25 protein-coding genes are annotated in these 24449 nt (G+C 29.3%); 19 read left to right on the plus strand and 6 right to left on the minus strand.

Features of this window, described 5'->3' with window-relative positions; translation table 11 throughout:
- Nucleotides 1–134: 134 nt before the first annotated feature.
- Both BX611_RS05760 and prfB read right to left on the minus strand, forming a co-directional pair.
- Nucleotides 135–743, minus strand: coding sequence for an HAD family hydrolase (locus tag BX611_RS05760; RefSeq protein ID WP_115879109.1), 609 nt, complete (start codon nucleotides 741–743; stop codon nucleotides 135–137).
- Complete coding sequence (gene prfB / locus BX611_RS05765) at nucleotides 743–1849, minus strand: peptide chain release factor 2 (RefSeq protein ID WP_115879111.1); 1107 nt, start codon at nucleotides 1847–1849, stop codon at nucleotides 743–745. Before prfB ends, BX611_RS05760 begins: the two co-directional genes overlap by 1 nt.
- A 106-nt stretch (nucleotides 1850–1955) precedes the next feature.
- Between prfB and BX611_RS05770 the strand changes: the two genes are divergently transcribed.
- The 6 genes from BX611_RS05770 to BX611_RS05795 all read left to right on the plus strand — a co-directional run bounded on the left by BX611_RS05770 (nucleotide 1956) and on the right by BX611_RS05795 (nucleotide 8633).
- Complete coding sequence (locus tag BX611_RS05770; protein ID WP_115879113.1) at nucleotides 1956–4385, plus strand: zinc-dependent metalloprotease; 2430 nt, start codon at nucleotides 1956–1958, stop codon at nucleotides 4383–4385.
- A gap of 18 nt (nucleotides 4386–4403) precedes the next feature.
- Nucleotides 4404–5426 (plus strand): threonine aldolase family protein, encoded by a 1023-nt coding sequence (locus BX611_RS05775; protein ID WP_115879115.1) that lies wholly within the window; start codon nucleotides 4404–4406, stop codon nucleotides 5424–5426.
- A gap of 11 nt (nucleotides 5427–5437) precedes the next feature.
- The gene (locus tag BX611_RS05780) at nucleotides 5438–6796 is read left to right on the plus strand and encodes a M28 family metallopeptidase (RefSeq protein WP_115879117.1); all 1359 of its coding nucleotides are present in this window, start codon (nucleotides 5438–5440) and stop codon (nucleotides 6794–6796) included.
- Nucleotides 6797–6921: 125 nt separating this feature from the next.
- The gene (gene msrA / locus BX611_RS05785; protein ID WP_240324934.1) at nucleotides 6922–7467 is read left to right on the plus strand and encodes a peptide-methionine (S)-S-oxide reductase MsrA; all 546 of its coding nucleotides are present in this window, start codon (nucleotides 6922–6924) and stop codon (nucleotides 7465–7467) included.
- Between the two features lie 52 nt (nucleotides 7468–7519).
- Complete coding sequence (locus tag BX611_RS05790) at nucleotides 7520–8311, plus strand: Rossmann-fold NAD(P)-binding domain-containing protein (protein WP_115879121.1); 792 nt, start codon at nucleotides 7520–7522, stop codon at nucleotides 8309–8311.
- Between the two features lie 46 nt (nucleotides 8312–8357).
- On the plus strand, nucleotides 8358–8633 hold the full coding sequence (locus BX611_RS05795) for a hypothetical protein (protein WP_115879123.1): 276 nt from the start codon (nucleotides 8358–8360) through the stop codon (nucleotides 8631–8633).
- Here the strand turns inward: BX611_RS05795 and BX611_RS05800 are convergent.
- Nucleotides 8630–8941, minus strand: coding sequence for a DUF6787 family protein (locus BX611_RS05800; protein WP_115879125.1), 312 nt, complete (start codon nucleotides 8939–8941; stop codon nucleotides 8630–8632). The two genes, BX611_RS05795 and BX611_RS05800, sit on opposite strands and share 4 nt — an antisense overlap.
- A gap of 112 nt (nucleotides 8942–9053) precedes the next feature.
- A complete protein-coding gene (locus tag BX611_RS05805; protein WP_115879127.1) occupies nucleotides 9054–9695 on the minus strand; it encodes a DUF937 domain-containing protein in 642 nt (213 codons plus the stop codon).
- Nucleotides 9696–9864: 169 nt separating this feature from the next.
- Between BX611_RS05805 and BX611_RS05810 the strand changes: the two genes are divergently transcribed.
- From BX611_RS05810 to BX611_RS05830, 5 genes are all read left to right on the plus strand, one after another.
- A complete protein-coding gene (locus BX611_RS05810) occupies nucleotides 9865–10353 on the plus strand; it encodes a hypothetical protein (RefSeq protein WP_115879129.1) in 489 nt (162 codons plus the stop codon).
- Nucleotides 10354–10466: 113 nt separating this feature from the next.
- Nucleotides 10467–11771: a dicarboxylate/amino acid:cation symporter gene (locus tag BX611_RS05815; RefSeq protein ID WP_115879131.1), complete on the plus strand. Its 1305-nt coding sequence runs from the start codon at nucleotides 10467–10469 to the stop codon at nucleotides 11769–11771.
- A 17-nt stretch (nucleotides 11772–11788) separates the two neighbouring features.
- Nucleotides 11789–12823, plus strand: coding sequence for a glutathione synthase (gene gshB / locus BX611_RS05820; protein WP_115879133.1), 1035 nt, complete (start codon nucleotides 11789–11791; stop codon nucleotides 12821–12823).
- The gene (locus BX611_RS05825; protein ID WP_115879135.1) at nucleotides 12816–13634 is read left to right on the plus strand and encodes an N-formylglutamate amidohydrolase; all 819 of its coding nucleotides are present in this window, start codon (nucleotides 12816–12818) and stop codon (nucleotides 13632–13634) included. Before gshB ends, BX611_RS05825 begins: the two co-directional genes overlap by 8 nt.
- 7 nt (nucleotides 13635–13641) lie before the next feature.
- Nucleotides 13642–14796, plus strand: coding sequence for a flavohemoglobin expression-modulating QEGLA motif protein (locus BX611_RS05830; RefSeq protein WP_115879137.1), 1155 nt, complete (start codon nucleotides 13642–13644; stop codon nucleotides 14794–14796).
- Here BX611_RS05830 and BX611_RS05835 read toward each other — a convergent pair.
- On the minus strand, nucleotides 14788–15204 hold the full coding sequence (locus tag BX611_RS05835; protein ID WP_205417103.1) for a thiol-disulfide oxidoreductase DCC family protein: 417 nt from the start codon (nucleotides 15202–15204) through the stop codon (nucleotides 14788–14790). The genes BX611_RS05830 and BX611_RS05835 overlap by 9 nt on opposite strands.
- Nucleotides 15205–15307: 103 nt before the next feature.
- On the opposite strand from BX611_RS05835, the gene BX611_RS05840 reads away from it, so the two are divergent.
- The 6 genes from BX611_RS05840 to BX611_RS05865 all read left to right on the plus strand — a co-directional run bounded on the left by BX611_RS05840 (nucleotide 15308) and on the right by BX611_RS05865 (nucleotide 21495).
- Nucleotides 15308–16000 (plus strand): ABC transporter ATP-binding protein, encoded by a 693-nt coding sequence (locus BX611_RS05840; protein WP_115879139.1) that lies wholly within the window; start codon nucleotides 15308–15310, stop codon nucleotides 15998–16000.
- A 3-nt stretch (nucleotides 16001–16003) separates the two neighbouring features.
- Complete coding sequence (locus BX611_RS05845; RefSeq protein WP_115879141.1) at nucleotides 16004–17233, plus strand: ABC transporter permease; 1230 nt, start codon at nucleotides 16004–16006, stop codon at nucleotides 17231–17233.
- Nucleotides 17234–17254: 21 nt separating this feature from the next.
- Nucleotides 17255–18493 carry an ABC transporter permease gene (locus BX611_RS05850; RefSeq protein ID WP_115879143.1) on the plus strand — a complete coding sequence of 413 codons (1239 nt, stop codon included), beginning with the start codon at nucleotides 17255–17257 and terminating at the stop codon, nucleotides 18491–18493.
- Nucleotides 18494–18525: 32 nt separating this feature from the next.
- On the plus strand, nucleotides 18526–19770 hold the full coding sequence (locus BX611_RS05855; RefSeq protein WP_115879145.1) for an ABC transporter permease: 1245 nt from the start codon (nucleotides 18526–18528) through the stop codon (nucleotides 19768–19770).
- A gap of 40 nt (nucleotides 19771–19810) precedes the next feature.
- Nucleotides 19811–20926, plus strand: coding sequence for an efflux RND transporter periplasmic adaptor subunit (locus tag BX611_RS05860; RefSeq protein WP_115879147.1), 1116 nt, complete (start codon nucleotides 19811–19813; stop codon nucleotides 20924–20926).
- Between the two features lie 188 nt (nucleotides 20927–21114).
- Nucleotides 21115–21495, plus strand: a complete 381-nt coding sequence (locus BX611_RS05865) for a hypothetical protein (RefSeq protein WP_115879149.1) — start codon at nucleotides 21115–21117, stop codon at nucleotides 21493–21495.
- Between the two features lie 93 nt (nucleotides 21496–21588).
- On the opposite strand, the gene BX611_RS15245 is transcribed toward BX611_RS05865, so the two are convergent.
- Complete coding sequence (locus tag BX611_RS15245; protein WP_262510548.1) at nucleotides 21589–21723, minus strand: hypothetical protein; 135 nt, start codon at nucleotides 21721–21723, stop codon at nucleotides 21589–21591.
- A 111-nt stretch (nucleotides 21724–21834) separates the two neighbouring features.
- Between BX611_RS15245 and typA the strand changes: the two genes are divergently transcribed.
- Nucleotides 21835–23604 carry a translational GTPase TypA gene (gene typA, locus BX611_RS05870; protein WP_115879151.1) on the plus strand — a complete coding sequence of 590 codons (1770 nt, stop codon included), beginning with the start codon at nucleotides 21835–21837 and terminating at the stop codon, nucleotides 23602–23604.
- 202 nt (nucleotides 23605–23806) lie between these two features.
- A complete protein-coding gene (locus tag BX611_RS05875) occupies nucleotides 23807–24439 on the plus strand; it encodes a DUF2202 domain-containing protein (protein ID WP_115879153.1) in 633 nt (210 codons plus the stop codon).
- Nucleotides 24440–24449 lie beyond the last annotated feature (10 nt).

The following is a 24449-nucleotide window of genomic DNA, read 5'->3' on the forward strand; positions in this document are numbered from 1 at the left end:
TTTTTAAAAGCGATAATTTAATCTTTATTCAAAACAAAAATACTAATTATTCCCAATAAACTACTATTTGTTTTAAATAATTTACTGTTTGTTAGTTTATTCATTTTTTTATTCTCTAAAATTATACTAATTTATTAAAAAATATTTAACGCATTTTTTAGGTTCAAATTATTTTTATAATTAATTCCATTTATTTTTAATTCATTTGCGGCCATGACGTTTTCTTCATTATCGTCAATAAAAATTGCCTTTTCTGGAGTAATATTGTACCTGTTTAAAATGAGTTTGTAAATTTCAGGAAAAGGTTTCCTCATTTTTTCTTGCCCAGAAACTACCACACCGTCAAAATCCTTAAAAAAAGGAAATAATTCTAAGGCTTTATCCCATTTTTCAGCACTCCAATTAGTTAAAGCATAAATTTTATATTTTTTTGAAGCTTTTAGCTCTTTAAAGAACTCCATATTTTGTAGTATGGGTCCAGAAAACATTTCTTCCCATCGCTCATAAAATTGAATAATTTCTTTTTCATATTCTGGAAATTCTTCAATTTTTAACGCATTGGCTTCAGCAATAGTTCTACCAGCATCCTGTTGTGCATTCCATTCAGGTGTACAAATTGTGTTTAAAAACCATTGTACTTTTTGTTCATTGCCATTAAATACTTTTCTATATAAATATTCAGGTTTCCAATCAACTAACACACCTCCTAAATCAAAAATAATAGTATCAATTTTAGCTGCCATTACAATTCGTTTTTATCTTCAGTTTGTCCATGTTGCATTAAATATGCTTTTATAAAACCATCAATTTCCCCATTCATAACAGCATCAACATTTCCAGTTTCGTAAGAAGTTCTCACATCTTTAACTAATTTATAGGGATGCATTACATAATTTCTAATTTGAGAACCAAAATCAATTTTCATTTTTCCAGCTTCAATATCACTTCTGGCTTCCTGTTGTTTTCTTAATTCAATTTCATATAATTGAGATTTAAGCATTTGCATTGCTCTATCTCTATTTTCATGTTGTGAGCGAGTTTCTGAACAAGAAATTTGAATACCAGTAGGTTTATGTGTTAGTTGTACTTTTGTTTCAACTTTATTTACATTTTGTCCACCGGCGCCACTGGAACGTGAGGTTATTATTTCAATATCAGCAGGGTTAATCACAATTTCAATACTATCATCTACTAATGGATAAACATACACCGAAGCAAAACTTGTGTGGCGTTTAGCATTGCTATCAAAAGGTGAGATTCTAACTAAGCGATGTACTCCATTTTCTCCTTTTAAATAACCAAAAGCATATTCACCTTCAATTTCTAGTGTTACCGTTTTTATACCAGTAACATCACCTTCTTGATAATTTAGTTCGCGAATTTTAAATCCTTGTTTTTCTGCCCACATTAAATACATGCGCATTAACATAATTGCCCAATCACAACTTTCAGTTCCACCAGCTCCTGCAGTAATTTGTATTACAGCGCTTAAACTATCTCCTTCTTCAGAAAGCATATTTTTAAATTCAAGACTTTCTACTAAATCAATAGCTTTATTATATAATTTTTCTACTTCCAATTCAGTAGCTTCTCCTTCTGAATAAAATTCATAAAGTATAGAAGTTTCTTCAAAATACGTTTTTAAAGCATTAAAATCTTCAACCCATTTTTTTTTGGATCTCAGTTCTTTCATTACAATTTCAGCCTCTTTTGGGTTGTTCCAAAAATCAGGATTTGCAGCTTTTTCCTCTTCATTGGATACTTCAATTATTTTCTTGTCAATATCAAGGTAAGTTTTTAACTTGCTAATTCGTTCTTGTAATTTATTTAGTTGCTCGTTTGAGATCATATCAATATTTAAGATATACAAAAATAACTTTTCATTTTTAAACAATGAAAATTAATTTTAAGGCTTAAATTATAAATTTAAATTAATAAACTTTTAAACCGTAAAAATGAGAAAAATATTATTAGTTGCTATATTATTTGTTTCACAACAATTAATTTCCCAAACATTTCAAAAAACTAAAGATTTACAACAATTTAAAGGTTATTTTAATTTTTATTATGAGGAGTCTAACGATAAAATATTTATTGAAATTAATAATTTAAATGAAGAATTTTTATATGTAAATTCCTTGGCAGCAGGTATAGGTTCTAATGATATTGGATTAGATAGAGGTCAATTAGGGAATACAGCAGTTGTTAAATTTATAAAAGCGGGGAATAAATTATTATTAATTCAACCTAACCAAAATTACAGGGCAATTACGGATAATATTGAAGAAAAAAAATCTGTTGAAGAGGCTTTTGCTCAATCTGTTTTATTTGGATTTCCTATTGAAGAACAAACCAAAAATACGTATTTAATTGATGTTTCAAAGTTTTTTTTACGAGATGCTCATAATGTATCTACAAGACTTCAAAGTGCTAAACAAGGAAATTATAAATTAGATTTAAGTAAAAGTGCATTTTTTATGGAACGTACAAAAGCATTTCCTAAAAATGTTGAATTTGAAGCAATTTTAACTTTTGAAGGAGATGCTAAAGACGGGTTTATTAGAAGTGTAACTCCAAATTCTTCTTTGGTAACTGTTAGGCAACACCATTCTTTTATAGAATTACCGGACAACAATTATAAAATGCGAAAGTTTGATCCACGATCAGGAGCCATTGGTTTTTCATATTTAGATTATGCAACTCCAATTGAAGAGTCAATTAAAAAACGTTTTATAATTCGGCATAGATTAGAGAAAAAAGACCCAAACGCTGCCATAAGTGAAGCAAAAGAACCAATTATTTATTATCTAGATAGAGGTGCGCCGGAGCCAGTAAAATCTGCATTGTTAGAAGGTGGAAGTTGGTGGAATGAAGCTTTTGAAGCTGCAGGTTATAAAAATGCATTTCAGTTTAAAGTGTTGCCAGAAGATGCAGATCCATTGGATATTAGGTATAATGTAGTGCAATGGGTTCATAGAAGTACAAGAGGTTGGTCTTATGGTGCAAGTGTTGTGGATCCTAGAACTGGTGAAATTTTAAAAGGACATGTAAGTTTGGGGTCATTAAGAATTCGTCAGGATTATTTAATAGCACAGGCATTATTAGGAGCTTCTGAAAAAACAGGTGATGAAAATCCTTTGTTACAATTGGCTTTAGCAAGAATTAGACAACTTTCTGCACATGAAATTGGACATACTTTAGGATTTACCCATAATTTTGCTGCAAGTTATAATAACAGATCTTCAGTAATGGATTATCCACATCCTTTTGTAAAACTAACCAATAATAAAATAGATATATCTGAAGCTTATGACACCGGAATTGGTGATTGGGATAAAATTACTGTAGCATATTCTTATCAAGATTTTCCTGAAAATGTAAACGAGGAAACTGCTTTAAACAATATTATTGAAAATGCTATTGAAAAAGGAATGAAATTTATAGCAGATTCTGATGCGCGTGCTAAAGGTGGTGCTCATATATATGCGCATTTATGGGATAATGGTACAAACCCTGCAAAAGAATTAGATAGAGTTTTAAAAGTAAGAGCAACAGCTATTAATAATTTTTCAGAAAAAAATATCAATAAAAATGAACCTTATTCTGTTTTAGAAGATGTATTTGTTCCGTTGTACTTTTTTCATAGATATCAGGTTGAAGCAACTTCAAAAATGATTGGAGGTTTGGATTATTCATATGCTGTAAAAGGTGATAATCAAACTATTATAAAACCTATAGATGCTACAATTGAAAAGGAAGCATTGCATAGTTTATTGAATACTATTAGTGTTGAAACATTAAAAATTCCAACAAATTTATTAGAATTATTTCCACCCAGGGCATATAATTTTAATAGAAGTAGAGAATCTTTTAGCTCAAAAAACGGTGTTGCTTTTGATGCTTTAAATGCCGCTTCAACAGCTTCAGAATTAGTGGTGGACTTATTGTTTAATGCAGAAAGAGCTTCAAGAATGGTACAACAAAAGGCATTATTTAATAAACAATTAGGTTTAGACGAAATGATAAATGCAGTTTTTGAGTCAACTTTTAAAAAGAAACATGAAAACACTTATGAAAACGAAATTCAGCAAAGTATAAATGCTGTAGTACTTCAAAATTTATTGGAATTATGTAGCAATAGTAACGCTTCTTTTCAAGTAAAATCAATTACTTTAGCCAAGGTAAAGGAGTTGAAAAATTGGTTTTATCAAAAAAGAGATAAAAAAACGAAGAAAGACAGTTTAATCATAATGTACGAAGAAGGATATATTAACTTGATAAACAATTTTTTAACGCACCCAGAACAATTTAAAAAAGTAAGTTCACCTAAAATTCCAGATGGCTCACCTATTGGAAGTTTCAGTTGTGCTTCTGGACATTTATAAAATAATTTAATTTAGACTATGCAAATAAATTTAATTAGTGATACAGTTACAAAGCCTACAAAAGGCATGTTAAAAGCAATGATGAATGCTGAAGTTGGAGATGATGTATTTAAATCTGACCCAACAGTTAACAAATTACAGCATAAAATTGCGGAAATGTTTGGTGTGGAAGACGCACTGTTTTTTCCGTCTGGAACAATGGCTAATCAAACAGGTATCAAAATTCACACACATCCAGGGGATAAAATGTTTTGTGATAAATGGGCCCATGTGTATAATTTTGAAGGTGGTGGAGCTGCATTTAACTCAGGTGTTACTTCACATTTAATAGATGGAGAAAGGGGAACATTTACTGCAACTCAATTACAGGAAGCAGTTTCAGGTGGAAGATCAGATATTCATGTACCATATTCCAGGCTAGTAGCTGTTGAAAATACAACAAATAAGGGAGGAGGAGCTTGTTGGGATTATGAAGAATTATTAAAAATCAGGAAAATTTGTTCAACTAATAACTTAGCATTGCATTTGGATGGCGCACGCTTATTTAATGCATTGGTAGCCAAAAAAGAAAGTCCGGAACAATACGGTAAAATATTTGACACTATTTCAATTTGCTTATCAAAAGGTTTAGGAGCACCTGTAGGTTCATTATTATTAGGTTCAAAAAGCCATATTGAACAAGCATTAAGAGTGCGAAAACTTTTTGGCGGTGCCATGCGTCAAGCAGGTTATTTAGCTGCAGCAGGTATTTACGCGTTAGATCATCATGTTGAACGATTAGCTATTGACCATACTAGGGCAAAAATAATTGGTGCTACCCTTCAAAATTGTCCATTAATTAAAAGTGTAGAGCCAATAGAAACTAATATTATTATTTTTAATGTAATTGATAGTATAAACGAACAAGATTTTATTAGTCGTTTAAACGATGCAAGTATTTTATTAATTTCAATGGGGCAAGGAAAATTACGTATGGTTACACATTTAGATTTCACAGAAGAAATGTTAGAATCTGTTGTACATACTTTAGAACATATATAAACTAAATACAGATGAATTTTTTTAAAACAAGTATTTCCGTAATTTTTATAATTATAAGTTACACTTCTTTTTCACAATCGAACATTGACAAAACACTATCTGAAATTTCAACAGCTACTTCTGCTGAACGTATAAAAGCAGATATTAAAAAGTTGGTAGATTTTGGAACACGTCATACTTTATCGGATACAGTATCAACAACACAAGGTATTGGAGCAGCCAGAAGATGGATTAAAACTGCTTTTGAAGAAGTTTCGAAAGATTGTAACAATTGTTTGGAAGTCAGTTTTTTAGGAGATTTGGTAAAAGCTGATGGAAGACGCATTATAACGGATACCAAAGTTGTTAATGTTTTGGCAATTCAACGAGGTACAAAATATCCAAATAATTATGTAATAATGTCTGGAGATATAGATTCGAGAGTTTCTGATCCGAATGATTTCACTTCAGTATCACCCGGAGCGAACGATAATGCAACTGGAATGGCAGGTGCTCTTGAAGCTTCAAGAGTTTTAAGTAAATATAAATTTCCGGTTTCAATAATTTATGTTGGACTTTCTGGTGAGGAACAAGGCTTGTTTGGAGGTAAAATTTTGGCAAATCACGCAAAAGAAAATAACTGGAATATTATTGGAGTGTTAAACAATGATATGATAGGTAATATAGAAGGGATAGATGGAGTGATTGATAATAGTACTTTTAGGGTTTTTTCTGAAGCCATTTCAATGGAAACTACAGATAAAGAAAGAGCAAGTATGCGTTATTATGGAGGTGAAGTAGATGGTCCATCTCGACAATTAGCCAGAAGGGTTGATAAAATTACAGATGATTATATGACAAATTTAGATGCTATTATGATTTATAGATTAGATAGGTTTGGAAGAGGAGGACATCATAGACCATTTAATGATGCAGGTTTTGCCAGTGTTAGAATTATGGAAACGCACGAAAATTATAATCGTCAACATCAAGATATAAGAGAAGAAAATGGAATTAAATATGGTGATGTTTTAGAAGGTGTTAATTTTGAATATGCGGCTAAATTAACAGCTGTAAATTGCTTAACATTAGCTTCTATTGCTGCTGCGCCTTTGGCTCCTGAAAATGTTATGATTGCAGGGGCTGTAAAACCATCAACTCGCTTAAAATGGGATGCTGTAAATGATGAGAATATTATTGGATATAAAATTTATTGGAGAGATACTACCTCGCCACAATGGCAATACAGTAGATTTGTTGGTAATATAAATGATTATACACTTGAAAACATTGTAATAGATAATTACTTTTTTGGAGTTGCAAGTGTTGGTGAAAATGGAGCAGAAAGTCTAATCCAATTTCCAAGAAAATTAATTCCAAATGGTATGTAATTTAAGGAAGTGTTTTTCGACTTATTTAAGAAATAACAAATTAAATGAAGAAATTTACACTTATTATATTTGCTTTTACCTTAATTAATAGCTTTGGACAAGCTGCAATAACTAAAAATAATGATATGGCATATACTACTTTTGAAACTGCAACTTTTGCAAATGGTTGTTTTTGGTGTACTGAAGCCGTATTTCAATTATTAAATGGAGTAGAAAGTGTTACATCAGGTTATACAGGAGGTACTTTAAAAAATCCTACCTACAGAGAAATAACTACAGGAAGAACAGGACATGCAGAAGCCATTCAAATAAAATTTGATGCTTCAAAAATTAGTTTTCAGGAAATATTAGAAGTATTTTTTAGTACGCATGACCCTACAACCTTAAACAGACAAGGCTATGATGTTGGTACACAGTACAGGTCTGCAATTTTTTACCATAATTTAGAACAAAAAGAAATTGCTGAAAATTTAATTTCAGCTCTTACAAATGCAAATATTTTTAATAAACCTATAGTTACGGAAGTTACTGAGTTTGATGTTTTTTATAAAGCTGAAGAATATCATCAAAATTATTATAATAACAATAAAACTCAAGGGTATTGTATGGCTGTAATAAATCCAAAATTGGAGAAATTTATTAAAAAATACAAAACTAAATTAAAACAATAAAAATACTCTTACTTGTTAAATTGTTTCAGTTAGGCTTTTTTTGAATTAAAAAATGGATAAAAATATTAGTATTTTAGGTTGTGGCTGGTTAGGCGAACCTTTGGCAATTAAATTAATTGAACAAGGATGTTGTATTAAAGGATCAACTACTTCATCATTTAAATTAGATGAATTTAAAAAATTAAGAATTACACCTTTTTTAATTTCTTTAGAAGATTTAAAGGAAACATTATTTGAATTTTTAAGATCAGATATTCTCATTGTGGCTTTGCCTTCAAAAAATATTAATGGGTTTAAGAATTTAATTAAATATATTGAACAATCTTCTATAAAAAAAGTACTTTTTATAAGTGCTACTTCAGTCTATAAGTCAAATAATCTTATAGTTACAGAAGAATCGGATTTATATAATAATGCAGCTTTAGTAGAAATTGAAAAGCTATTTAAAACAAATAAAAAATTTAAAACTACTGTTATACGTTTTGCAGGATTGTTTGGTTATAATAGAAAACCAGGGAATTTTTTTAAAAATGGACGTATAATACCAAATCCTGAAGGTTTTGTAAACATGATTCATCAAGATGATTGTGTAGCTATTTTAACAAAAATAATAGAAAATAATATTTGGAATGAAGTATTTAATGCTTGTGCAGATTCGCATCCAAAAAGAAGAGATTATTATATAAAGACAAAAGCTGATATTGGAAAAGATGCTCCAGTTTTTGAAGAAACAGAAAAAAACGTTTTTAAAATTATTTCAAATAAAAAAATAAAATCAGCATTAAATTACAATTTCAAATATGCCGATTTAATGGCAATAAATTATGGTGATTTAGATATTTAAAATAAATGGCATTTTAATTGCAATATAATTGAAAAAGAATTTATTTATGCAAAAAAAATATAAGTTATTATTATTAGGATTGTTATTTGATGGGGTAGGAATGCTCTCTTTTGTGATACCTTTTGTTGGAGAATTTTCCGATGTTATTTGGGCGCCAGCTTCAGCTTTTTTAATTTATAAAATGTACAAAGGCTCGGAAGGAAAAATAGGTGGATTAGTTGCTTTTGTTGAAGAAGCAGGTTTTTTTGGAACTGACTTTTTACCAACATTTACATTAACCTGGGTTTACAAATATTTAATAAAAAAGAATAGGAAAGATTAAGTTTTCTTAAATAATTTCTCAAGCCCCATTCTTTTAAGCATTTTTTTTGTGAAAAAATTCCAAAAGAATTTAAATTGCCCAAAACAAAAACCAACCAAAGGCAAGGTTATTTGATAAATTATAAAAATTAACAGTATTCTTACTGGCCAGAAAATCCAAGGATTTGTAGTTTCATAATTTAAACTAATAAATTTAGTTAAAGGTTTTGCAATGTAAGCCGCAAAAGATCCGTTAATAGAAAATACCAATATAATTAATACTACTTGAAAGTTAGAGGTTAATCCCCAGCGTTGTTTTAATTTTTCCATTTATAAAAAGTTCAGTGCAAAAATACATTTATATTTTATATTCAAAATTATAACACAAAAAAAGGTCAAACTTTTTAATTTGACCTTTTTTTGTTGTTTTTATAAGAAGAATTTATTTTCCAAATAAACCACCTAGTAAACTACCAAGTCCACCTTTCTTTTTTCCACCACTATTTAATAATATTCCAGCAACATCATCAATAATACTTCCATCACCATCAGCATCTAATAATCTAGTAACTATACTTTGTTGTTCATTTGAAGCACCGCCAAGCATTCCACTTAGTAAATCTCCAATTCCACTTTGATCAGCAACATTTTTTTGACGAGTTTCTTTACCTAATGCTCCCATAACTAAAGGGCCAGCTACTTTTAAAATATTCATTGCCGTATCTAAATCTATTCCACTTGATGTACTTACAGCCTTAGCAACGTTTTGTTCTTTACCTCCAAAAACGTGACCTAAAATTCCAGCACCATCATCAAGTACATCTTTATCAACTCCACTACCACCAAGTATACTTCCTAAGTTATCTAAAATTCCACCACTATGTTTTTCATTACTTAATGCATTTAACAGTCCTGAAGCTCCTTCTGGTGTAGAAGCATTATTTTTCATCGCTCCTAAAATTAAAGGTAAAGCAGCGTTTAAAGCGCTAGTTGTTTTTCCTTTATCTTGTCCAAATTGTTGGCTTGTTCCACTAATAAGAGTTTTTCCAAGGTCACTATTTAATAAATCTAAAATTCCTGCCATTTTTTGTATTTGTTTTTAATTTTTTTTAAATGTAATAATTTATTTTAAAATATATGACACGAAATTATTAAACGAGTCACATTAAAATAAAATATTACTATTTACGTTGTGGTTTTAATGGCATAAAATTTGTAATTTTTATAAAGTATAATTTTAAAATTAATGTAATATGAAGAAAATAATTTTAGTGTTAGTGGTATTTATAAGTATTTCAACTACATTGTCAGCTCAGGAAATTTCTAATAACGCAATTGGAATACGATTTGGCGATAATGATGGATTTGGAGGAGAAATATCTTACCAAAAGAAAATAGAGGATGGCAGAAGAATAGAAATAGATTTAGGCTATAGAGATCATAAAGATTACGATGCCTTTAAATTATCTGGAATTTACCAGTGGGTTTGGAATATTGATGAAGGTTTTAACTGGTATGCTGGTTTTGGAGCAGGATTAGGCTCTTGGAGTTATAGTAATGGAATAAATAGTGATAACGATGATGGTTTATTTATAAATGCAGATGGAAATGTTGGGATAGAATATAATTTTGATGGACCAATTTTAATTTCATTAGATTTTAGACCAGAAATTGGTATTATAGGAGATTACGGTAAGGATACCGATTTAGATTTAGCACTCTCACTTAGGTATCAATTTTAAAAAATAAATCATGTTTAAATTTAAAAAGCACTTTTAGTGCTTTTTTTTATGTAGAAAATTCAGGTTAGTTTTCAAGTAATTTTTTATCTTTCGAAGAATTTTAAAATGTTTAAATGAAAAAATTAGCATTACACTGGCAAATTATTATTGGAATGGTTGTTGGAGTTGGAGTTGGAATTTTAATGACTCAATTTGAAGGTGGTAAAGAAATTGTACAAGATTGGATAAAACCATTTGGTAAAATATTTATAAACTCATTAAAATTAATTGCTGTACCGTTAATTTTAGCTTCATTAATTAAGGGAGTTTCCGATTTAAAAGATATTTCAAAATTATCTAAAATGGGAGGTAGAACAATTGGTTTATATTTAATAACTACTGTTGTTGCAGTTTCAATAGGTTTGTTATTAGTAAATATAATAAAGCCAGGAAATTCTATATCAGAAGAAACAAGACAAGAACTTGTTGACAATTATTCAACGGATGCTGAAAAATATAAAGAAGAAGCACATAAACAAAAGGAAAGCGGGCCACTTCAAGCATTAGTAGATATTGTTCCAGAAAATATTTTTGGAGCTGCAACTGAAAATAAGAATATGTTGCAAGTTATATTTTTTGCAATATTTTTTGGAATTGGTTTAATTTTAATTTCTGAAAAAAAATCAAAAACAGTAAAGAATTTCTTCGATGGTTTTAATGAAGTAATTTTAAAAATGATTGATTTAATAATGCTAGCTGCACCTTATGGTGTATTCGCATTATTAGCAGCTTTGGTTGTTGAATCTCCAAGTATAGATTTATTTAAAGCATTAGTTTGGTATGCATTTACTGTTATTTTGGGATTGTTATTAATGATTACTTTTTATAATTTAATTGTTTGGTTGGTTACTAAAAAGAATCCTTCAACATTTTTAAAAGGAATATCACCTGCTCAGTTATTAGCTTTTTCAACAAGCAGTAGTGCGGCAACTTTGCCAGTTACAATGGAAAGAGTTACCGAACATTTAGGAGTTGATGAAGAGGTTAGTAGTTTTGTTTTGCCAATTGGTGCTACTATTAATATGGATGGTACAAGTTTGTACCAGGCTGTAGCAGCAGTTTTTATTGCACAAGCATTTGGAATGGATTTGTCGTTGGGTGTACAATTAGGAATTATTGTTACTGCAACCTTGGCAAGTATTGGTTCGGCAGCAGTTCCTGGTGCCGGAATGGTAATGTTGGTAATTGTGTTAGGACAAGCGGGTATTCCAGAAGCAGGTTTGGCATTAATTTTTGCAATCGACAGACCGTTAGATATGATGCGCACTACAGTTAATGTTACTGGAGATGCCTCTGTATCAATGTTGGTTGCAAAATCAATTGGCAAACTTCATAAACCAAAAGTTAAGGAATGGGATGATAACTACCCGAAAAAATAATTATAAAAATTATAAAAATGAATATTTGTTTTTTAATGTACCCTTGGAATGAAATTGATGCTGAAAACGATACAAGTTTAGCTTTAATTCATGAATGTGTTAAAAGAGGCCATGGAGTTGCAATGTGTACACCTTCAAATTTAACAATTAGAAATAGCGTTACAAGTGCATTTTGTCAGGTTATTAATCGTGTTGAAAATAAAATTTCAAGTTCATTAAAAACTTTTTATAAGAATACTACTTTAAGATCAGAGATGCTACCTTTGGCTGGTTTTGATGTTATTTTTATGAGGACAAATCCACCTTTAGACCCACTTATGTTAAATTTTTTAGATTCAGTAAGTGATGATGTTTTTATTATGAATTCATTAAACGGTATGCGTGAAGCAAATAATAAATTATATACAGCCGTATTTGATGATCCTAACAATGAAATTATTCCTGTTACACATGTTTCTAAAAATAAGGATTATATAATTCAAATGATTAAGGAATCTTCATCGGATAAAATGATTTTAAAACCCTTAAACGGATATGGAGGTTCTGGTGTTATCTTGATTGAAAAAAACGCAATGATGAGTATTAATTCATTATTAGATTTTTATATTAACAAAACTGATGGCACAACAGATTATGTAATTTTGCAAGAATACATTGAAGGTGCAGACCAGGGAGATGTTCGTATCTTAATGTTAAATGGAAAAGCAGTTGGTGCTATGAAACGTGTTCCAGGTGATGGAGATCATAGATCAAATGTAAGTGCAGGTGGTTCAATAGAAAAGCATACTTTAACACCACAAGAAAAAAAATTATGCAGAAAAATTGGCCCCAAACTGGTAAAGGATGGTTTGTATTTTGTTGGAATTGATGTAATTAATGGAATGTTAGTTGAAGTAAATGTCATGAGTCCAGGTGGAATTACATATATAAATAAAGTTTATAAAACAAAAGTACAAGAAAAGGTAATAGACTTTATTGAAGATGAAGTTCAAGAAAAATCCAATGCATTTATTAGAAAAGCACAGTTAAGAAAAAAGGTACAAGATGCTTAAACTTTCGGTTAACGAAATAATTGATAAAATTAAATCAGAAGAAGTTTTTGAAGCTGTTGCTAGCGATTATTCATTTACTTTAAAAATAGATGAATATGTTCCATTTGTATGTGCAGCTATTCATGATGGGCATCAATTTAGAAAAGAACTTTGGGATAATTGTTTGCATTCTGAATACGAAAGATGGTTTGAAGAAGATCCTTCAACAAAACAAATGATTCAAAGTCACCCGATTGTTTTAGCTGGTTGCGATTCACGTTTTGAATATGATTTAAATCGAGATTTAGAAAATGCCGTTTTTGAAACTGCTTGGGGTAAAAAATTATGGAGAAACCCTTTGTCAGGTAAAATTAAAGGGGAAAGTTTACAAAAACACTCAAATTTTTATAAAATAGTTGAAGTTCTAATAAATAAAATTGAAACTAAATTTAAAAAATGTATTGTGTATGATATGCATTCGTATAACTGGAAACGTTGGGATAGAGAAGTACCTACATTTAATTTAGGAACCTTAAATATTGATAATAAACGTTTTGGAAATATAGTTGAAGATTGGAGAAAAAGTTTAGAAGAAATTAAGCTTCCATATGGCATAAAATCCACTTCAAAGATTAATGATACTTTTCAAGGGAATGGATATTTTTTAAAATTTATTACCTCAAAATTTCAAAACACATTAGTTTTAGCAACAGAAGTTAAAAAAATATACTGCGATGAATTACGCCAAATAATTTATCCAGAAATTGTAGCAGAAATTGAATTTGCTTTAAAAACGAAACTTGTTGAACACGCAAATAGTTTCATAAAATAGTTACTTAATGAACACAAATGCAGTTGTAAGTAAAGAATTATTCGAGATTGATAATACCATTGATGAACTTGTAAAAAAGATAGAATTGTTGGATTATGTTAACCCAACGAATATTGAATTGGAAAAAAAGAAATTTTTCGATTCAAAATTTACAATAACCCCAAGTTTTAAATATCCAAAAATTAATTTTGATGGGTTTTATCTTCATAGAACTTTTTTTAACCAAAAATTAGAAAATATTGAAGATGATGTAATTAGAAATTTATATACAGATATTATTTATTCGTACATGAGTTTAATTGAGTGTATAGATAATATTGGTAATGGTAAAAAATTCTATTACAACTGTTTAGGTGCATTTGGAACACCAACTGAAACCGATGTTGAAAATGCGAAATTTATACTTCATTTTGAAGATGAAAAGGAAACACCTGAAATGTTGCCTAAATATTCATCAAAAGAGGCTGAAGATTATTTTAGAGATTTTTCACAACAATATAAGTTTTCATATAGTATAAAACATTCAGATAAAATTTCTGCAATTGCCATGGTTTTAAATAATATTCAAACCTTAGTAATTAACGATAATCATACGTTTTCTGAAAATGAATTAAAGGTTCTTACAAACCACGAAATTGGTGTACATATGGTTACAACAATGAATGGTATTTTACATCCTTTAAAAATATTTTCACATGGTTTTCCTAACAATATTGAAACACAGGAAGGGCTAGCAGTTTTTAGCGAATATATGTCTAATAGTTTAACATTAAAACGTTTAAAAGAACTAGCTTTTAGAGTAATTGCTATTGATTCACTATCTAATGGTCATAATTTTGTAAAAACGTTTAGATTATTAAATAATACTTATAATTTAAATGAGAATGAAGCATTTTATGTAACACTTCGGGCGCATAGAGGAGGTGGTTTTACTAAAGATTACCTATATTTATCTGGATTAAAAAAAATATTTGATTATCATAATTCAGGAAAAGATTTAACACCATTATTATCTGGAAAAGTATCTTTAGAATATATTGATACAATAAATTATTTGCATGAAAAAGGGTATGCTATTCCATTAAAACACACAAATAATGCATTTAGAAAAAACTTAAATAAAAATAAATTAGTTGAATTTATATTAAATAATTTAAAGTAAATCTAAAAATCTATCCTTCATTTCTAGTGAAGGAATCATACAACTTTCCTTTTTTCCAAACCATTTATAACGGTTTTTTGCAATGTAATTATAAACCCAATCTCTAATAAATTTAGGTATAATTATAAAGATATAAAGCAATTTAAAACCACCTGTTAACTTTCTAGAAATTTTAAGTGCAGCAGTAGATTTTTCATAAATAGCCTCTTCTTCAATAAGGATAATAGAATCTAATTTAATTTTTTTTGAATTGTATTGTAACAATATTTCTTTTGCTGCGTCTGATTGAAGTGAAGCAAATTTAAAATGTGCTTTTTTATCATGTTTTATAATAAAGTTAACCGATGCATTGCAAAGGTTACAAACACCGTCAAAAAGTATAATTGATTCGTTTTTAATATTGTTCACAGAGCAAATTTACATATTTAAACAATAATAGTGTTTTAACATAAATTTAATACCAATTCTAAGTAGCAATTTATATTTTCGTTATTAAAACAACAACCAAAAAATGATAAAAATTGAAAAACTTCATAAATCTTATCCAATAGGAAAAGATTCTCTACACGTTTTAAAAGGTTTAGACTTACACATTAAAGAAGGTGAATTTGTTTCGATTATGGGATCTTCGGGTTCTGGAAAATCAACCTTGTTAAATATTGTAGGTTTATTAGATGGTCATGATGAAGGAAATTATTACTTAAATGGGCAAAAAATTGAAAATTTAGATGAAAAGAAAGCTGCAATTTTAAGAAATAAATTTTTAGGTTTTGTTTTCCAGTCTTTTAATTTAATAACCTATAAAACCGCAGTTGAAAATATTGCACTTCCTTTATACTATCAAGGTATGGGAAGAAAAGAGCGTCAAAAAATAGCAATGCAATATTTAGATAAAGTTGGTTTAAAAGATAGGGCAAATCATTTACCTAGTGAACTTTCCGGTGGTGAAAAACAGCGTGTTGCTGTTGCAAGAGCACTTGCAACAAAACCTAAAGTTATTTTAGCAGATGAGCCAACAGGTGCATTAGATTCTAAAACATCACATGCAGTAATGGAACTTTTAAAAGAAATTAATCGTGAAGGAATGACTGTTTTTGTAATTACTCACGAAGAAGATATTGCTGAGCAAACAGATAGAATTGTTCGCTTAAAAGATGGTGTAATTATTAGTGATGAAAAAGTTAATAAATCAGTAAACGTATAAATTATGTTTGATTTAGATCGTTGGCAAGAAATATTCCAAACTTTAAGTAAAAACAAACTTAGAACAGCACTTTCAGGTTTTACCATAGCATTTGCAATTTTATTGTTTACTTTATTATTTGGTGTTGGTAATGGCTTAAAACACACGTTTGAAAAGCAATTTGCAAGCGATGCTGTAAATTCAGTATATATTTATGGGGGAAGAACTACAAAACCCTATAAAGGAATGCAAAGTGGAAGAACTATTCAATATAGAAATGACGATGAAAAATTTATAAATGAAAAATTTGAAAAAGAGATTCAATTTTTTAGCCCCAACATACAGCGTAGTATGCAGGTTATTTATAAAGGAGAACAAAATCGTTACACGGTAAGAGGTGTTTACCCAGATTATCAACCATTAGAGTCAGCAGTAATACAAGATGGTAGGTTTTTAACCTATTTAGATATTGAAAGAAGAGCTAAAGTAGTTGCTATTGGTAGATTAGTTGAAAAAGATTTATTTGGCAATTTAGGTGGGCTTGGAAAAAATTTAAATATTGAAGGAATTTCATATAAAGTTGTAGGGGTTTTTAACGACCCAGGAGGTGATAATGATGAACGCTATATTTACGCTCCTTTTTCAACTATTCAAGGTATGTATAAACCAAATGATGAATTAGATTATTTTGGTTTAACATTTAATCCAGAGATGAATGTTGATCAAGCTTTAGCATTTAGTAATTTACTTACTACATTATTAAAGGAGAAACACAATGTAGATCCAAGAGATCAAGGAGCTATTAGAGTTAGAAATTATGCCGAAGGAACTAGAGATGTTCAAAGTTTTATGTTGGTTTTAAATGTTATTATTCTATTTATTGGTATTGGAACTTTAGTAGCAGGTATTATTGGTATTAGTAATATTATGGTATATATAGTAAAAGAACGCACAAAAGAATTAGGTATTAGAAAAGCCTTAGGAGCTACTCCAAAGTCTATTGTGGGAATGATAATGTTAGAGTCAATTTTTGTGACAGCATTAGCGGGTTATTCTGGTTTAATGATTGGTGTTTTTACGTTAAGAGCTTTAGGTGATACCCTTGAAAAATATTTTATTTTAAATCCAAGTGTGGAAACATATGTTGTGGTTGGAGCTACGGTAGTATTAATAATTGCAGGTACAATAGCAGGTTATATTCCAGCAAAAAGAGCTTCCAGAATTAAACCAATTGTAGCTTTAAATGACGAATAATATTTAATAAGCAGGAAGAAAATGAATTTCTTATTTGACAAAGATACTTGGCAAGAAATATACAGTAGTATTCGTAAAAATAAAACGCGTACGGGTATTACCATTATTGGAGTAATGTGGGGTATTTTTTTGTTAGTTGTTTTGTTGGGTGCTGCAAAAGGAGTAGAGAATAATTTTAATAAACTTTTTGGTGATTTTGCAACTAATAGTGTATTTATTTGGGGACAAGAAACAAGTAAACCATTTAAAGGATTTCAAGAGGGAAAACAAGTTGCTTTGAAAATTGATGATATAGATAAAATTAAGAATGAAGTAAAAGGGATTGACCTAATTGCTCCAAGAAGTCAGGCAGGTGGTTTAGTTGTTAGAAAATTTCAATCTGGAAATTTTAATATTTCAGGCGATTTCCCTGTTTTGGACAAAATTCAAAATAAAGACTTAATTTATGGAAGGTTTATAAATGATAACGATATTAATGAAAAGAAAAAAGTTTGTGTTATTGAAGAAGAGGTTTATAAACAGCTTTTTGAAAAAGATGAATATCCTATTGGCGAATTAATAAGTATTAATGGTATTAATTATAGTGTTGTAGGGCTTTTTAAAGAGAGCCAGACAATTAGATTAGGAGATAATATTCACATTCCTTTTACAACTTTTCAGCAAGTATATAATAGAGGGAATAATATTAGTTGGATGATTATTACTGGAAGTCCGGAAAGCAGTATTGTTCAAATTGAAAAAGATGCAAAGTTAATATTAAAGAATTTACATAAAGTTCATCCTGAAGATAAAAGAGCCTTAGGAGGCATAAATTTAGGTGATATGTTTAAAAAAGTTACTGGTTTTTTAACCGGAATGCAGTTTTTAACTTGGTTTGTAGGTATTGCGACACTAATTGCCGGAGTTTTTGCAATTGGTAATATTTTATTAATTACTGTAAAAGAAAGAACTAAAGAAATTGGAATAAGACGTGCTTTGGGAGCAAAACCTTGGGAAGTAAAACGACAAATTATTTTAGAATCCGTTTTTTTAACAAGTATTGCTGGTGCTTTAGGAATTATTTTTGGTGGGCTCGTTCTTATGCTAATTGATGCTACATTAGGAAAAGGGCCTCAAGCAGCGTTAACAAATCCAACAGTTGATATTCCAGTTGTTTTAATTGCAGCTGTAACACTCGTTTTTTTAGGCACATTAATTGGATTAATTCCTGCACAAACTGCAGTTAGTATAAGACCTATAGAAGCATTAAGAGAAGAATAAATGAAACTAAAATTTAATTCATAAAAAAAAGAATGAATTTTTTATTTGATAAAGATACCTGGCAAGAAATTTATAGCAGTATTCGAAAGAATAAAATGCGTACTGGTATAACAATAATTGGTGTAATGTGGGGTATTTTTTTATTGGTAGTTTTATTAGGTGCAGCAAAAGGAGTGGAAAATAATTTTAATAAGTTATTTGGAAATTTTGCAACTAATAGTGTATTTGTTTGGGCTCAGCAAACAAGTAAGCCGTTTAAAGGATTTCAGGAAGGGAAAAGTTTGACTTTAAAAGTGTCTGATTTAGAGAGTATTAAGAGTGAAATTAAAGGCTTGGAATTTGTGGTGCCACGTCATCAAACCCAAGCAATGGCAATAAATGATTTTAAATCAGGAACTTTTGGAATATTTGGAGATTATCCAGAACTGGATAAAGTTCAAAAGAAAGATATGGTTTATGGAAGGTTTATAAACGATAATGATATTAATCAAAAGAAAAAGGTTTGTGTTATTGAAGAAGAAATTTATAAACAACTATTTGATAAGGATGTTTATCCAATAGGTGCCTATATTAAAATTAATGATATAAATTATAAAGTAGTTGGGATGTATAAAGAGGGCCAAATTGGAAGTGGTGGTCCCCAAGGAAATATTCATATTCCTTTTACAACATTCCAGCAAGTTTACAATAGAGGTGATAGTGTTGGTTGGATGATGATTACTGGAAAAATGGAATATGATATATCTCAAATTGAGGCAGATGTAAAATTATTACTTAGAAATTTACACAAAGTGCATCCAAATGATGAAAGAGCTTTTGGTAGTTTTAATTTAGGAGAAAGAATAGCCCAAGTAACTGGGTTTTTAACAGGAATGCAGTTTTTAACTTGGTTTGTAGGTATTGCAACATTAATAGCTGGGGTTTTTGCCATTGGAAATATATTATTAATTACAGTTAAAGAAAGAACAAAAGAAATTGGAATAAGACGTGCATTAGGAGCAAAACCTTGGGAAATAAAACGTCAAATAATTCTTGAATCTGTTTTTTTAACAAGTATTGCAGGAGCTTTAGGAATTATTTTTGGAGGGTTAGTATTAATGCTTATTGATGCAACTATAGGGAGTGGTCCCGATGCAGCATTAACAAACCCAACTGTAGATATTCCAGTAGTAATAATTGCAGCAGTAACCTTAGTTGTATTAGGTACATTAATAGGTTTAATACCTGCACATACTGCAGTAAGTATACGACCAATAGAAGCATTAAGAGAAGAATAATAAAATTTAAAAGAAAATTTAAACTGAAAATCAATAACTAATGAAAAAAACAATAATTTTTGGATCGATAGCAGTAGCACTTATAGCTGTTTTAATTTGGTTTGGAGCTAAAAACAGCAAATCTCCTGTTCAATATGAAACTGAAAAGCCTTTTAAAACAAACATTGTTAAAAAAACTGTAGCAACTGGAAAAGTGATTCCTTTGGAAGAGGCAGAAATAAAACCTAAAGTGTCAGGGATTATTGAAGAGATTTTTGTGGAAGAAGGGGCTGAAGTAGCAGTTGGTGATTTAATAGCAACTATAAGAGTTGTGCCGAATGTACAAAGTTTAAATAGCGCTCAGGGAAGTGTTAAAACTGCGCAACTCCGATTTGATAATGCAAAAACGAATTACGACAGAACTAAAGGTTTATTTGAAAAAGGTGTAAAATCACGTTCAGAATTTGAAACTACTGAGTTAAGCTATAATAGTGCCTCACAAGATTTAAAAAATGCACAAGATAATTTACAAATTATTAAAAAAGGATCTGCAGCTGGAATGGGAAAAACTGCAAATACCTATGTAAAAGCAGAAATTTCAGGAACTATTTTAGAAATTCCTGTACGTAAAGGAAATCAAGTAATTGAAAGTAACACATTTAATGCAGGTACAACAATTGCTACTATAGCAGATATGACCAAAATGATTTTTGAAGGAAAGGTTGACGAAGCTGAAGTTGGTAAAATTAAAAACGGAACAGTTTTAGAAGTTTCTTTAGGAGCCATTGAAAAGAAAAAATACCCAGCAAAATTAAATTTTATTGCACCAAAAGGAACTGAGGAGAATGGTGCTGTTCAGTTTAAAATTAAAGGTGATGTTACACTTGATGATGAGTTTTTTGTAAGAGCAGGTTATAGTGCAAATGCTGATATAGTTTTAGAGAAAAAAGATAGTGTATTATCAATAAAAGAAGCCTTACTACAGTTTGATAAAAAAACAGAAACACCTTATGTTGAAGTTAAAACTGGAGAACAAGAATTTGAAAAGCGTGATGTTGAATTAGGCATTTCTGATGGAATAAATGTAGAAATATTATCGGGTGTTACTGCTGAGGATGAAATTAAAATTTGGAACAAAACTTCCAAAAAAGAAGAAGACGGAAATAACAATAACTAGTACTTAAATATTAATAGATATAAAAAAAGCGTTTTAATTTAAATTAAAACGCTTTTTTTATATCTTTATAGAAATACTTTTAACCAAATAAAATTTTCTCATTTTAATTATTATTTATGATTTTTATCAGAGAAAAAATAAAATAAAAGTTAGAAATTTATAATATAAAATTTAAAAGCCAATAGCATATGGAGAGTCAGTTATTATTCTTAAGTGATCTAAACTTCAACTTAGAAGTATGGAAAAGAGAATTAAAATTTCAAGAAAGTGAAATGGATTATTTTGAAGAAAAATTAGAGCACGTAGCAATGCGAAATCTTGGAAATGATGTAATGATACAACTTGAAGGTTTTCAAAACAAAATAATTCGTGAAAGAGAAGTAATGGGTCATTTAAGGCATCGCATTAGAATGAAAAAAAGAGAAATAGCACAAGCAAAATATGAAAATAACACGGAAATTAAATTTCACGAAAAGCAAGTGTTGTTAAAAGATGAAATGAAAACATTTGTTAAAATGCATTACGAGTTAAAAGAAGATATGATGGATTTCTTTCTTAAATATTTATAATTATAAAAAAGCCGCTTTTGCGGCTTTTTTCTTTTAAATAAATTAATATTATTAAGTTTAATTATAGTGGTTAAATAAATTAAATAATATATTTTATTCTGATTGTTTTTTTCCTCCTCGCATAAATAGCATAAGTGCAATAACCAAACCTAAAAATACTAAAAACATAAAAATTGCACCAATAATTCCCCAATTCCAATTAAATAAAGGTAAGTAGTTAAAAATCATAATAATATATTTTTATACAAACTTACAATTTTATAAAAATCATAATTCAACTTTTGTTACAATAAACCAAATAAAACAATTACTTTTGCAGCTTCTAAAAAAAATCGGAATATGCAATCTATCAGAAACATAGCAATTATAGCACACGTAGATCACGGTAAAACTACTTTGGTTGATAAAATTATTGATCAAGCTCATATTTTAGATGAGCGAAAAGTAAGAACCGAATTATTATTAGATAATAATGATTTAGAACGTGAACGTGGTATTACAATTCTATCAAAAAATGTATCTATTATTTATAAAGGTGTAAAAATTAATATTATAGATACTCCTGGTCATGCCGATTTTGGTGGAGAAGTTGAACGTGTATTAAAAATGGCAGATGGTGTTTTATTATTAGTAGATGCTTTTGAAGGACCAATGCCCCAAACTCGTTTTGTATTAGGAAAAGCTTTGGAATTAGGATTAACGCCAATTGTTGTAGTAAATAAAGTTGATAAACCAAACTGTACTCCAGATTTAGTGCACGAAAAAGTATTCGATTTAATGTTTGCTTTAGATGCAACGGAAGAGCAATTGGAGTTTGATACTATTTATGGTTCAGCTAAAAATGGTTGGATGAATACAGATTGGCAGGAAGAAACAAATAATATTATTCCTCTTTTAGACTCAATTATAAAAAATATCCCTGAAGCACCCTATAAAGAAGGAACTGCTCAAATGCAAATTACATCATTAGATTTTACATCTTTTGTTGGGAGAATTGCTATTGGACGTGTTTTTAGAGGTGATTTAGAAGAAGGAAAAGACTATATGCTTTGTAAGGCAGATGGAAGTACAAAAAAAGTGCGTATTAAAGAATTACATACGTTTGAAGGCTTAGGAAAAGATAGAACAGATAAAGTTAGAAGTGGTGATATTTGTGCCATTACAGGAATAGAAGGTTTTGATATTGGAGATACTATTGCAGATATCGAAAACCCTGAACCGTTACCAAGATTAAAAGTAGATGAACCTACAATGAGTATGTTGTTTACAATTAATAATTCTCCTTTTTATGGAAAAGAAGGTAAATATGTTACCTCTCGACACTTAAGAGATAGATTGTACAAAGAAACAGAAAAGAACTTAGCACTTAGAGTTGAAGATACTGATACTGAGGATAAGTTTAATGTTTTTGGTCGTGGAATTTTACATTTATCCGTGTTAATTGAAACAATGCGTAGAGAAGGTTATGAATTACAGGTTGGAAGACCACAAGTGATTATAAAAGAAATTGATGGAGTTAAATGTGAACCTTACGAAACTTTAGTTATTAATGTTCCTGAAGAATCTGCAAGTAAAGCTATTAATTTAGTGAGTCTTAGAAAAGGAGATTTACTAGTAATGGAACCAAAAGGAGATTTACAACATTTAGAATTTGATATTCCTTCTCGTGGATTAATAGGATTACGTAATAAAATATTAACAGCTACAGCTGGTGAAGCAATTATTAATCATAGGTTACGTGGTTTTGATGCTTATAAAGGAGAAATCTCAACTTCAAATAACGGTGCAATTGTTTCAGCGGAAACAGGTAAAGCAACTGCTTATTCAATTGATAAATTACAAGATAGAGGTAAATTCTTTATTGAACCAAACCAGGAAATCTATAAAGGACAGGTTGTTGGAGAAAACAATAAGCAAGAAGATATGGCTGTTAACTTAGTAAAAGGTAAAAAATTAACAAACGTACGTAAATCTGGTACTGATGATAGTGTTAAAATAGCTCCAAAAATTGATTATTCTTTAGAAGAATGTATGGAATACATAAAGGATGACGAATATTTAGAAGTAACACCATTGAGTTTACGTATGCGTAAAATATCATTTAGATAAATAATTTTTCAAACTTATTTAAGAGCGCTTTCATTTAATTTAAATGAAAGCGCTTTTTTTTTCAAACTTATTTACAATTTACTCGTCTAATAATAGTATGTAAGAATAATTACCAAAGCTAGTAACATTGGTTACTAATTTATTTATAACTAGGTATGAAATTTGAACAAATATTTTAAACAAATAATTTAAACAAATAAATATGAAGAAATTAATTTTTATAAACGTTTTAGTAACAATATTTTTATTCAGCTGTTCTAATAATTCCTCAGAAGATATTGAAGGAATTGAAGAAATTAACTTAGAAACTCAAACTTTACTTTCAAATGATGAAATAGCGGATTTACTTTTTTTAAGGGAAGAAGAAAAATTAGCAAGAGATGTATATTTAAACTCGTATGATTTGTATGGTTTGCAAATCTTTAAAAATATTTCTAATAGTGAACAACAGCATATGGATAGTGTACTTGAATTATTAAACACTTATAATTTAGAAGATCCTGCTTCTGAAATTAGAGGGGAATTTAACAATTCAGATTTACAATCAATTTATGATAGTTTAGTGGAGAAATCTAACATTTCATTACTGGAAGCATTAAAGGTTGGTAATACTATTGAAGATTTAGATATAAATGATATTGCCGAAAATGAAGAAAGAACCTCAAAATCTGATTTACTAACTGTTTACGCTTTATTAAAATGTGGATCAAGAAATCATTTAAGAAGCTTTAACAATCAAGTTGAACAAAATAATGGTACCTATGAGCCAGTTTATATATCAATTGATGAATTTGAGGACATTGTTTCAACTTCTAATGAACAATGTGGGAGATAACTAATATTAA

Origin of the sequence: Lutibacter oceani (assembly GCF_003384935.1) — a bacterium.
GTDB classification, from domain to species: domain Bacteria; phylum Bacteroidota; class Bacteroidia; order Flavobacteriales; family Flavobacteriaceae; genus Lutibacter; species Lutibacter oceani.

Excerpts from the sequence above, each read along its gene's own strand:
- BX611_RS05800 (WP_115879125.1), bottom strand. The coding sequence starts at position 8,941 with ATGGAAAAATTAAAACAACGCTGGGGATTAACCTCTAACTTTCAAGTA.
- BX611_RS05825 (WP_115879135.1), top strand. The coding sequence starts at position 12,816 with ATGCTTAAACTTTCGGTTAACGAAATAATTGATAAAATTAAATCAGAA.
- BX611_RS05805 (WP_115879127.1), bottom strand. The coding sequence starts at position 9,695 with ATGGCAGGAATTTTAGATTTATTAAATAGTGACCTTGGAAAAACTCTT.
- BX611_RS05815 (WP_115879131.1), top strand. The coding sequence starts at position 10,467 with ATGAAAAAATTAGCATTACACTGGCAAATTATTATTGGAATGGTTGTT.
- BX611_RS05855 (WP_115879145.1), top strand. The coding sequence starts at position 18,526 with ATGAATTTTTTATTTGATAAAGATACCTGGCAAGAAATTTATAGCAGT.
- BX611_RS15245 (WP_262510548.1), bottom strand. The coding sequence starts at position 21,723 with ATGATTTTTAACTACTTACCTTTATTTAATTGGAATTGGGGAATTATT.
- prfB (WP_115879111.1), bottom strand. The coding sequence starts at position 1,849 with ATGATCTCAAACGAGCAACTAAATAAATTACAAGAACGAATTAGCAAG.
- BX611_RS05850 (WP_115879143.1), top strand. The coding sequence starts at position 17,255 with ATGAATTTCTTATTTGACAAAGATACTTGGCAAGAAATATACAGTAGT.
- BX611_RS05810 (WP_115879129.1), top strand. The coding sequence starts at position 9,865 with ATGAAGAAAATAATTTTAGTGTTAGTGGTATTTATAAGTATTTCAACT.
- msrA (WP_240324934.1), top strand. The coding sequence starts at position 6,922 with ATGGCATATACTACTTTTGAAACTGCAACTTTTGCAAATGGTTGTTTT.
- typA (WP_115879151.1), top strand. The coding sequence starts at position 21,835 with ATGCAATCTATCAGAAACATAGCAATTATAGCACACGTAGATCACGGT.
- BX611_RS05760 (WP_115879109.1), bottom strand. The coding sequence starts at position 743 with ATGGCAGCTAAAATTGATACTATTATTTTTGATTTAGGAGGTGTGTTA.
- BX611_RS05830 (WP_115879137.1), top strand. The coding sequence starts at position 13,642 with ATGAACACAAATGCAGTTGTAAGTAAAGAATTATTCGAGATTGATAAT.
- BX611_RS05795 (WP_115879123.1), top strand. The coding sequence starts at position 8,358 with ATGCAAAAAAAATATAAGTTATTATTATTAGGATTGTTATTTGATGGG.
- gshB (WP_115879133.1), top strand. The coding sequence starts at position 11,789 with ATGAATATTTGTTTTTTAATGTACCCTTGGAATGAAATTGATGCTGAA.
- BX611_RS05875 (WP_115879153.1), top strand. The coding sequence starts at position 23,807 with ATGAAGAAATTAATTTTTATAAACGTTTTAGTAACAATATTTTTATTC.
- BX611_RS05780 (WP_115879117.1), top strand. The coding sequence starts at position 5,438 with ATGAATTTTTTTAAAACAAGTATTTCCGTAATTTTTATAATTATAAGT.
- BX611_RS05860 (WP_115879147.1), top strand. The coding sequence starts at position 19,811 with ATGAAAAAAACAATAATTTTTGGATCGATAGCAGTAGCACTTATAGCT.
- BX611_RS05775 (WP_115879115.1), top strand. The coding sequence starts at position 4,404 with ATGCAAATAAATTTAATTAGTGATACAGTTACAAAGCCTACAAAAGGC.
- BX611_RS05845 (WP_115879141.1), top strand. The coding sequence starts at position 16,004 with ATGTTTGATTTAGATCGTTGGCAAGAAATATTCCAAACTTTAAGTAAA.
- BX611_RS05840 (WP_115879139.1), top strand. The coding sequence starts at position 15,308 with ATGATAAAAATTGAAAAACTTCATAAATCTTATCCAATAGGAAAAGAT.
- BX611_RS05770 (WP_115879113.1), top strand. The coding sequence starts at position 1,956 with ATGAGAAAAATATTATTAGTTGCTATATTATTTGTTTCACAACAATTA.
- BX611_RS05790 (WP_115879121.1), top strand. The coding sequence starts at position 7,520 with ATGGATAAAAATATTAGTATTTTAGGTTGTGGCTGGTTAGGCGAACCT.
- BX611_RS05865 (WP_115879149.1), top strand. The coding sequence starts at position 21,115 with ATGGAGAGTCAGTTATTATTCTTAAGTGATCTAAACTTCAACTTAGAA.